Source organism: Vibrio eleionomae, from assembly GCF_009874545.1.
Taxonomy (GTDB): domain Bacteria; phylum Pseudomonadota; class Gammaproteobacteria; order Enterobacterales; family Vibrionaceae; genus Vibrio; species Vibrio nitrifigilis.
This window is the reverse complement of the sequence record NZ_WEKT01000044.1, coordinates 36,953-45,333: the sequence shown is the minus strand read 5'-3', so window position 1 is coordinate 45,333 and position 8,381 is coordinate 36,953. Positions and strand designations below refer to the sequence as shown.

General features: G+C 43.2%; 10 protein-coding genes. 6 read left to right on the top strand and 4 right to left on the bottom strand.

The genetic code is table 11. The features are described 5' to 3' along the window. Positions 1-334: 334 nt before the first annotated feature. From F9817_RS18095 to F9817_RS18080, 4 genes are all read right to left on the bottom strand, one after another. On the bottom strand, positions 335-658 hold the full coding sequence (locus F9817_RS18095) for an HrpW-specific chaperone (protein WP_161157566.1): 324 nt from the start codon (positions 656-658) through the stop codon (positions 335-337). Positions 659-737: 79 nt separating this feature from the next. After that, entirely contained in the window at positions 738-1,550 is an 813-nt protein-coding gene (locus F9817_RS18090) for a hypothetical protein (protein WP_161157565.1), read from the bottom strand. Positions 1,551-1,721: 171 nt separating this feature from the next. Further along, entirely contained in the window at positions 1,722-2,357 is a 636-nt protein-coding gene (locus F9817_RS18085) for a response regulator transcription factor (RefSeq protein ID WP_161157564.1), read from the bottom strand. After that, the gene (locus F9817_RS18080) at positions 2,354-3,892 is read right to left on the bottom strand and encodes a sensor histidine kinase (protein WP_161157563.1); all 1,539 of its coding nucleotides are present in this window, start codon (positions 3,890-3,892) and stop codon (positions 2,354-2,356) included. Before F9817_RS18080 ends, F9817_RS18085 begins: the two co-directional genes overlap by 4 nt. Before the next feature lie 473 nt (positions 3,893-4,365). On the opposite strand from F9817_RS18080, the gene F9817_RS18075 reads away from it, so the two are divergent. From F9817_RS18075 to F9817_RS18050, 6 genes are all read left to right on the top strand, one after another. Then, positions 4,366-4,587 (top strand): type III secretion system major pilin HrpA, encoded by a 222-nt coding sequence (locus tag F9817_RS18075; protein ID WP_161157562.1) that lies wholly within the window; start codon positions 4,366-4,368, stop codon positions 4,585-4,587. An 86-nt stretch (positions 4,588-4,673) separates the two neighbouring features. Continuing rightward, a complete protein-coding gene (locus F9817_RS18070) occupies positions 4,674-5,690 on the top strand; it encodes a hypothetical protein (protein WP_161157561.1) in 1,017 nt (338 codons plus the stop codon). 68 nt (positions 5,691-5,758) lie between these two features. Continuing rightward, the gene (locus F9817_RS18065; protein WP_161157560.1) at positions 5,759-6,145 is read left to right on the top strand and encodes an EscI/YscI/HrpB family type III secretion system inner rod protein; all 387 of its coding nucleotides are present in this window, start codon (positions 5,759-5,761) and stop codon (positions 6,143-6,145) included. 13 nt (positions 6,146-6,158) lie between these two features. Beyond that, positions 6,159-7,016, top strand: coding sequence for a type III secretion system inner membrane ring lipoprotein SctJ (gene sctJ, locus F9817_RS18060; RefSeq protein ID WP_202436516.1), 858 nt, complete (start codon positions 6,159-6,161; stop codon positions 7,014-7,016). After that, positions 7,013-7,585, top strand: a complete 573-nt coding sequence (locus F9817_RS18055; RefSeq protein WP_161157559.1) for a hypothetical protein — start codon at positions 7,013-7,015, stop codon at positions 7,583-7,585. The genes sctJ and F9817_RS18055 overlap by 4 nt, the downstream gene beginning before the upstream one ends. A 14-nt stretch (positions 7,586-7,599) precedes the next feature. Beyond that, positions 7,600-8,283, top strand: a complete 684-nt coding sequence (locus tag F9817_RS18050; protein ID WP_161157558.1) for an HrpE/YscL family type III secretion apparatus protein — start codon at positions 7,600-7,602, stop codon at positions 8,281-8,283. Positions 8,284-8,381: the final 98 nt, after the last annotated feature.

Genomic DNA, 8,381 nt, shown 5'->3' with positions numbered 1-8,381 from the left:
TGATGATGTCAGTGAAGTCTATTTTTCCTTCATGAAAATAGGATTATTGGATGAAAGACAGAAGAGAATTGTTCGACTAAGCTAGGTACAGGTGTAAACCATGTCCCCGGTTTAAAACGTAAACGATGTCCACTTTGTACAAGGGGGATTGCAGCGAGTTAGTGGGCGAGGGGATTTCGTATCTTGAAGAGTGTTTTTATAACTTATGTAAACGAAGTCTCCAGATCATTTTGTAAAGTATGTCTCCAGTTTGTACACCCCCTCTAACTCCCCCTGAAGGGGGAGAACCAGATCGAGCAGGCAGGGATTGCAGCGAGTCCGTGGCTCAAGAAAACTAAGCGTTTTTCTGAATGATCTCAGCAATATGAGTGACAACTCGCGCAGCGGTCAGAGCGGCATCTTGCTCGAGTTCATTTTCACCTTCTGCATCAGCGATAAAGCGAGCTTCAAGCCCCTCGATATAACGGGCGAAATCAAAATTGTCTGGGGCTTCTTGAGTCTGGTTGCCTTTACCTAGCGTAATCGCTAAACGTTCAACGACCATATTGATCGCTTTTTCAAAGGCTTGTCTTTGTTCTGGGGTTAAATAGCCATCGCCTTGTTCGACGAGTTCTAGCCAAGTTTTAGGCGAAGTTGGATTAGAAAGTAATTGAGTCATTGATAGGGTCTCTTTGAAGTAGTAACCACAAGCTCTGCCCAAGTCAAAGCGAGAGCTTGGGTTTTATAACTAAGGTTGATTAACTCATTCCAATGGAAAGAGAAACAGACGCGTCTCCGCCCATTGAGTTCCCCATGCCTCCACCTAAACCAAGTGAAGAGCTATCAAGGCCGGAACTACCAAATGATGAACCATTGTTATCCATCATTTTGGCAACCATTTTTAGCACATCGGTGAGCATTTCATTCATTTGACCGCCACCGTCTTGAGTCGGGCTAATGGCACTATTAAGTGCACTTTCACCAGAGCCTTGCATCAAGCTGTTACCGATATCAACCAAGCTTTGACCTAGGTTCTGCATCAAGCTATCTGAACCTGTGCCGCTTGAATCGCTTAAGCCACTGCTGCTACCTAAGCCACTATTGCTGCCTAATCCACTGACACCACTACTGTCTGAACCTGATGAGCTGGAATCTCCCATCATCATTTTCATCATTAGCATCAGCATTTTCATTAGGTCTTCAGTGCTCATTTGTCCTTGAGAACCAGAGCTGCCATCTGAACTGCCTGATGATGAATCTGACGTGCCATTGCCTTGAGTTAGCTGTTGCAACATGTCTTTTAGCATATCGCTAATATCACTACTGCCACTGCTGCTACCGTCTTGCGAACCAAGACCTTGGCTACTACCACTACCACCTTGCATCAAGGCTTGAACCATCATACCAACCAGTTGTTCTAATGGATTGGATTGGCCACTTTGACCCAGTAGGCTCGATTGACCTAAAGACTGTGAACTTGAATTTGAAGAGAGATCTGATGAACCTAAACCACCAAGGCCTCCACCCATTCCCGCGCCGGACGTTCCGGCTTGAATAGTTAACGACATCATCCGTTATGTTCCTATTACCGTTTCATTGATTGTGCAGCTGGTGGTGTTGATACCAGTGCAATGGGGGAGCAAACATCACAGCTCAACGAAGTAGTGATGTTGCTCTTTGGGTAAGTGGCAGAAATAACGAGGAGGTTCCACCTAAACAGGAGGAATTGAATGTTTTATAACTTATTGAATTAGGTTGTGATTGAGGGCGTAACGCACGATTTCACTATTGCTCGACAAGTCCATTTTTTGCATTAAACGAAACTTATGCGTACTCACTGTTTTATTGCTTATATGTAATTGATCGGCAATGTCATTGACCGTTAATCCACGCGCTAACAGGCAAAAAACATGAAATTCACGTTTGGAAAGCACTTGATGTTTTTCTTGGGTTTCAAACGGTTCTGGCTCGAAAGCCAATTTTTGAGCCACTTCTCGTTCGAGATAGCGGCCGCCGTTTGCAATTGAACGAATAGCTTCAAGTAAGGTTTGTGCATCACAATCTTTGGTTAGATAACCTTGCGCCCCAGCGCGTAATGTACGGCGAATAATTTGTGTTTCATTATGCATACTCAAAATTAAAATCGGCACTTGAGGATACTGAGATTTAATGTTTTCAATCAAAGGTGTACCGCTCAACCCCGGCATAACAATATCTAAGGTAATAATATCTGGCGTTTGGTGTTGAAGCTTTTCTAACAGCTGTTCGCCGTTATTCGCTTCATTAATAATGTCGATATCTCCATAGAGGGAAAGTAACTGTTTTAGTCCTTCGCGGACAATCGAGTGATCATCAACAATTAGCAGCTTAATACTCATTCCCATGACTCCTTATCTAAATGGCAAATGGTAAGCGTGATTTGTGTACCGACGTTAGGCTTGCTCGTAACCTCTAAATCTGCAGACATGTTGAGCACTCGCTCTTTCATCCCAATCAAACCAAATGAGTCATGATGAACTTGAGAAGGGTCAAAGCCACAGCCATTGTCTTTAATGATCACAGAGAGCTGTTCCCTCTCTTTGTGCAAGGTGATCTGTACTTGATCCGCAGAGGAATGTTTTAAGGCATTGTTAAGGGATTCTTGAACAATTCGAAAAATAGCGACGGCACTATCTTCATCAAATTCCACATCGATATGGTTATGGCGCAGGGTATAACAACAGGTTGGATTACGTTGCCGAAAATCATCAACCAGCCATTCCAGGGCTGCCATTAGCCCCATATCTAATGCACCCGGCCGCAGGCGAGAGACAAGGTGACGAGCAAAGGTAATGGTTTCAGTTAGGTGGTCATGTAGCTGAGAAAATAAACGCTCACTGGTTTCTGAAGGCGGTAACTGAAGAGCCAAACTTTGAATGCCCATTTTTAAAGCGGTTAGGCGCTGACCAAATTCATCATGCACTTCTCGGGCAATATGTTTACGCTCATTTTCACGTACTTTTTCGTTATGTGCGGTAAGGCGACGCAGTTGCATTTCAGATGCTTTCAGTTCCTGAGAGCGAGCTCTGCGCTCTTGCTCACGTAAAATTTTATCGGTGATATCACGTTTCACCACCACCACTCGTTTGATTTCAAGATGATCGTCCAATAGGGGCGTCATAGTGAGGTCGTAATAGAGATGGTCTAAGTGACAAAAAATGTTGTATTGATGACAGGTCGTCTTTGTAGATAAGCATTCGCGTTGTAACTGTTTTAAGTCATCGATATTTTCTTTAGGCAGTAAGTCAACGAGCTTTTGACCAATGTACTGTTTTACGGTGCGATGCTCAGGGAAATGTTTGGCCGCCGAATGATTAATATCTACGACTCTGAGGTCATTATTTTCATCGAGCTCAAGCAACAAAATATCGTCTGCCATATGGGAAAACACATTATGGTATTGCTGCTCAATGTGCAGCGTTTGGCTATGAATACATTGTTGAGCGTGTTCAAGTTGAACGGCCTTTTCTTGGGTGATATCTCTTAAATACACAATGATTTTGTGTGGTGAAGGACCGGAAAAATCGTTAGCAATAATCTCGATTAAACGTGGCTCTTGTCCTTCGAGATGAGACGTCATTTCCAGCCGGAGTGTTCCTTTACGCCTTAGTTCCATCCATTGTTCGACCACATATTCCCGATTAAATTCTGGATTAATATGCCACGGCTGAAGTTGATAAAGCTGAACTTTATCTAATTGAAATAGGCGGCAAAATGCCTTATTGACGAAGGTGAAATGAAAATCACTGTCTGGGTCGATAATCGCAATGGCGGGTGAATATACTTGTTCTACTAATGTATTTAATAACGCATTTTCTTGACGAAGAGCGGCGAGGGGTTCCACGTGTAGTGAAGAGGAGGTTAATCTATCCATAATACCTAAAACTTATCTGTGAACTGATAAAAAATTCATATAATAACTAATTTGTTAGTAATTACAGTGATTAAAAAAGATGCGAATCTAACATAATATGTGGCACTAAAATGAGTGTCTGAGACAAGCAAAGGATGATTAAAAATTAATCCTCTGCATTATCGGACTATCTCCACTGATATTCTTAATGCAGAGCAAAAGAGTTAGGTCATTTATGTTGGAGATGACGCTGACAAACCGCTTTAAAGCAGAGCAATTACCTTTCCATATCTCACCCAAGTGACTTGAGTATAAGTAACAAATGAAATCAATCAGTTCCTGTTGATGAAAAAGACAATGAATAAAAAATCTTGGAAAAATGTAATTCGTTATGGAACTGAACGAGATGGCCTACCACTTAGAAAGCGAGACATGCATGAGGCATGTTGAGTGAAAATTAAGTTTTTAATTGTCTGATATAAAAGGAATATACCATGAGTCTATTAAGTGGTTTAGGTGGTGCAGGTCTAGCAGCTTCTCAATCAGCACTAACAATGTTGGATCAAACATCAGCACAAACAACAATGATGAATGCGACAGCTCAAGCTCAAAAAATGCAAACTGATACCGTGAACAGCATCATGAACGGTTACGTTGACTCTGCGAACAAAGCGAACAACGCTGCGACCCAAAGTGGTAAAGCAATTAACTACTAATCTTCGGATTAGCTCTATGGCGGCCACTGTGTCGCCATTTATTTTGAGCTAGCTATGAATAAACGTAACTCCTCAAGGAGGAATGTATGATTAATGCAACGCTTACCCTTTCTATTACCAGTTCTTCTGGTTTTGGACAAATGGGTGGTTTGAACTCATCAGGTATGGGCTCAAGCCGTGGCGGTATGAGTTCTAGCTTTGGTGGTTTGGGCTCTAGCAGCAGTAGTATTGCTGACACAATGGCAGACATTCTGACTAAAGCACTATTTAAGAAGAATGATAACGGTGCCACGTTCGATGACACGACCGATAATCCAATTATGGAAATGGTCGCGAGCTTTATGGACAAACAAAGCGCTAAATACGCAGGTCCAACTGGGGCTTTTGGTGGAAAAGACCACTGGAAAAATGAACTGAAAGAAGATAATGGTCTTAACGCAGATGAATTTAAGCAATTTAAACAGGGCTTAAAAGATGCGCTTAACAGCATTATGGATGGCAGCTACTCGCAAATTATGAGTGGTGGCTCTTCAAGTTCAAGTTTAGGTGGGGGCTCTAGCCTTGGTGGGGTATCTGGCCATTCTTGCGGTGATCTAGGACAGAATAGTTTTGGCTCATCAAATGGTTTTGGTTCCATGGGGATGGGATCAAGCGGTTTTGGTGCAGCTGGTTTTGGCTCTTCGTCTATAGGGGGAACATCCCAAATAAGCTCAGATCTCACTACTGTGGGTGAATCGGGTTTCTCTATGGGAGGCAATTTCGCTGCTCATGTTGGGGAAACGGCGATTGATGGCCTCGATATCAAAGAGCGTCACGGTCGTTATAAATTTGGTCGAGAAGATAAAGATTTAGCTAAATCGATTGGCAAATTTATGGATCAACATCCAGAGAAATATGGCGAGCCACCGAAAGGGGGGTGGGCGAATCGTATTGAAAAACGCAAAGACTTTAATAGTGAAGAAATGGGTCAGTTTAAAAATGCGATGCAAGACGTTAAAGGGTTGATGAATGGCAAAAGCATGGGCAATTCACAATTGGATTCCGATGGCATGATGCTATGTAACTCAATCATTAGTGATTCACTGTATAAAGTGTCTCAGTAAAACGATATAGGATGGGCAGGTTTGGCCGCATCCAACCTGCTTTTTCCATGGGCCCAGGAGAGGAACTCATGTCATTTGAAGCTATTAAATCAAATCATTCGGCTGTTACAGCGACTCACACCGAGTCATCATCTTTATCACTTTCTCGCCCTACTCAATCACCGACTCAAGATGATATTTCTTGGTTTAGTGCCACGATAAAAAGCCAAAATACGGCAACCGATCCTAACGTGGCTGAGAGAATTGTCGATCAGTTAGCTGGATCATCTAAAGAACTGCAGAATCTGTCTAATGATGCCAACCGCGCACTGAGAAAAGCATCGCGATCGAGTGATCCCAAGGATGTTATTCAAGCTAACCGTGCTTTGTCATCTTTTTACCTGGAAAGTTTACTGACGACTAAGTTAATCAGCAAAGGTACGCAAGCCATTGAAAAAGTAACGAGTTTGCAGTAGTTGGAGGAGAGTTATGCGATCTCTAATGCACAGTTTGTTGTTTAATAGTCGCGGTTTATTGTGTCTGCTAGTTTTAATTCTGTGTGGCTGTCAGCAGAGCGTAGAACTGCATAGAAAATTATCTGAAAATGATGCCAATGATGTGATTGCTGAATTGGCATTTCATCATATTGAAGCGGATAAAACAGCGGATAAAGAAGGGGTTACGGTATCTGTTGATGCTAGCGATATGGCCCGTGCTGTGCGTATTCTAGAAGCCGCTGGACTGCCAAAGAAAGCGCGAGCGAATTTAGGTGAAGTGTTCAAAAAGGAGGGGGTGATTTCATCTCCGCTGGAAGAGCGAGCTCGTTACATTTACGCCTTATCACAAGAGCTGGAATCAACTATTTCTCAAATTGATGGTGTGGTTGTTGCCCGTGTGCACGTGGTTTTACCTGAACGAGTTGCCCCTGGTGAACCAGTTCAACCTGCATCTGCTTCCGTGTTTATTAAGCATCGCCAAGGTTTGGATCCTGATGTTATCCGTCCGCGTATTTTACGTTTAGTGAGAACCAGTATTCCTGGCTTATCGGATCACCCTGATGACCTTAGTGTTATCTTTGTACCTGCTGCGGTCTACCATGAGCAGCAACAGTGGGTGAACTGGGGGCCATTTTTAATCGAGAAAAGCCAAATTGCCTTTTGGAAGACGATGGCCGGTGTTTCGATTATCAGTGTATTCATTTTGTTTATCGCTTTGGTGTTCGGCCTAAAACCTGAGTGGCGTGAGCGGGTGTTTTCGCGTAAGAAAACTCAAACAGGTGCAGAAAACCGCGGTGAAGTGACCAATACCGCTCAAAGTTCAGATCCTGTTTCAGGTGAATCTTTATGACAATAGAGCACGATGCTGTTTGGCTCACGTTTTGGTATACACCTTGGAGAAATATGGATGCCAGTTGGTTAGCTGAGCTTACGGAATATCATGATCTTATTGCGACGTCGCAATGTCTTGATGCCATGACACCGCAAGGGTTAAGAGCTAAATTGGCCCTTAACTCTTCTCATGCTCCAAGCCCTGATAACACGCTAATAAGCTGGTTACAAGTTGATGAGCATCAGCGGCAAAGAGCATGTTATTTAGCGTCTGAAATTGCGCAAAGAGGTAGTGCTAATGAGCGGCTATCTCCATCAGATACGGAGTGGTGTCGGCATATTGCTAAAGCATTACGTCCCAATGTCTGGTTACCTGCTGAGATGATGAGTAATCACCAAGATATCCTTGGTCTTTGGCTTCTCAAACAATGGGTTGCTGAGGATATCTGGCAGCGTCTTCGGTTATGGTTACCGTATTCCCAGATTGGTAAATTGAATCAACTTGCCGATGCCACATTGCCAGAGCTACGCATACAACCGCTTTGGCACAGTATTCTTTGGCGTATCAATTCTTCCCCACAAGCATAGAAAGAGTAATGGTCATGTTTATTAGACGAGAGCATAATTTTGCATGCCTACAAGGCCGGCAGATTCCAACGCAGCTTAAAGCGCGCGATTTTCGCTTGCTCTATCAAGCTGATTCTATGTTAGATGAGGCTCGTGAACAGGCACAAACGATTATCGACCAAGCCCAGCAAACGGCGCAAAATATTATTCAGGAAGCAAAAGAGCAAGCTCAACAGCAGGCTGCTGAGCAAGTGACAGCGATCGAACAGGATACGTGGCAACAAGCCAATTCGTTGCTCCAAGCTTTGCATGACAGTGATGAGCAGCGTTGGACCATGATTGAACAATCAGCCAGTCAGGTGCTCCATTCATGCTTAAATCAATGGTTTAGCTCGTTAGATAGCAGCGAAAAAATGCGTGCCGTTGTGGAAAGGATCATGGCAACCCAAAAGCCTGTTTCAAGTGGTAGCATCGCTTGTCATCCACAAGATGAGGCAGCGATTCAAACTTTGCTTGATGAATACACGCAACTGCCTTGGACATTAGAAACGGATACAAATATAGCCCCAGAAGCCATTTGCTTATCTGTTGAATCTGGGCAATTTACCTGTTCATGGAAAGCGATTGAAACCGCCATTCTTAATACGTTGACCAGTGATGTGGAATCCGATTCATCGGAGAGCGAACTAATATCGAATGAACATTTACCACTGGATTAAATTATTCTGAGCACCGCATGGGCTGAATTTCTGATTGTCTGGCAATCTAGATATAAAAAATCACCGTTTTTGCGGTGATTTTTTATATCTATGGTTAT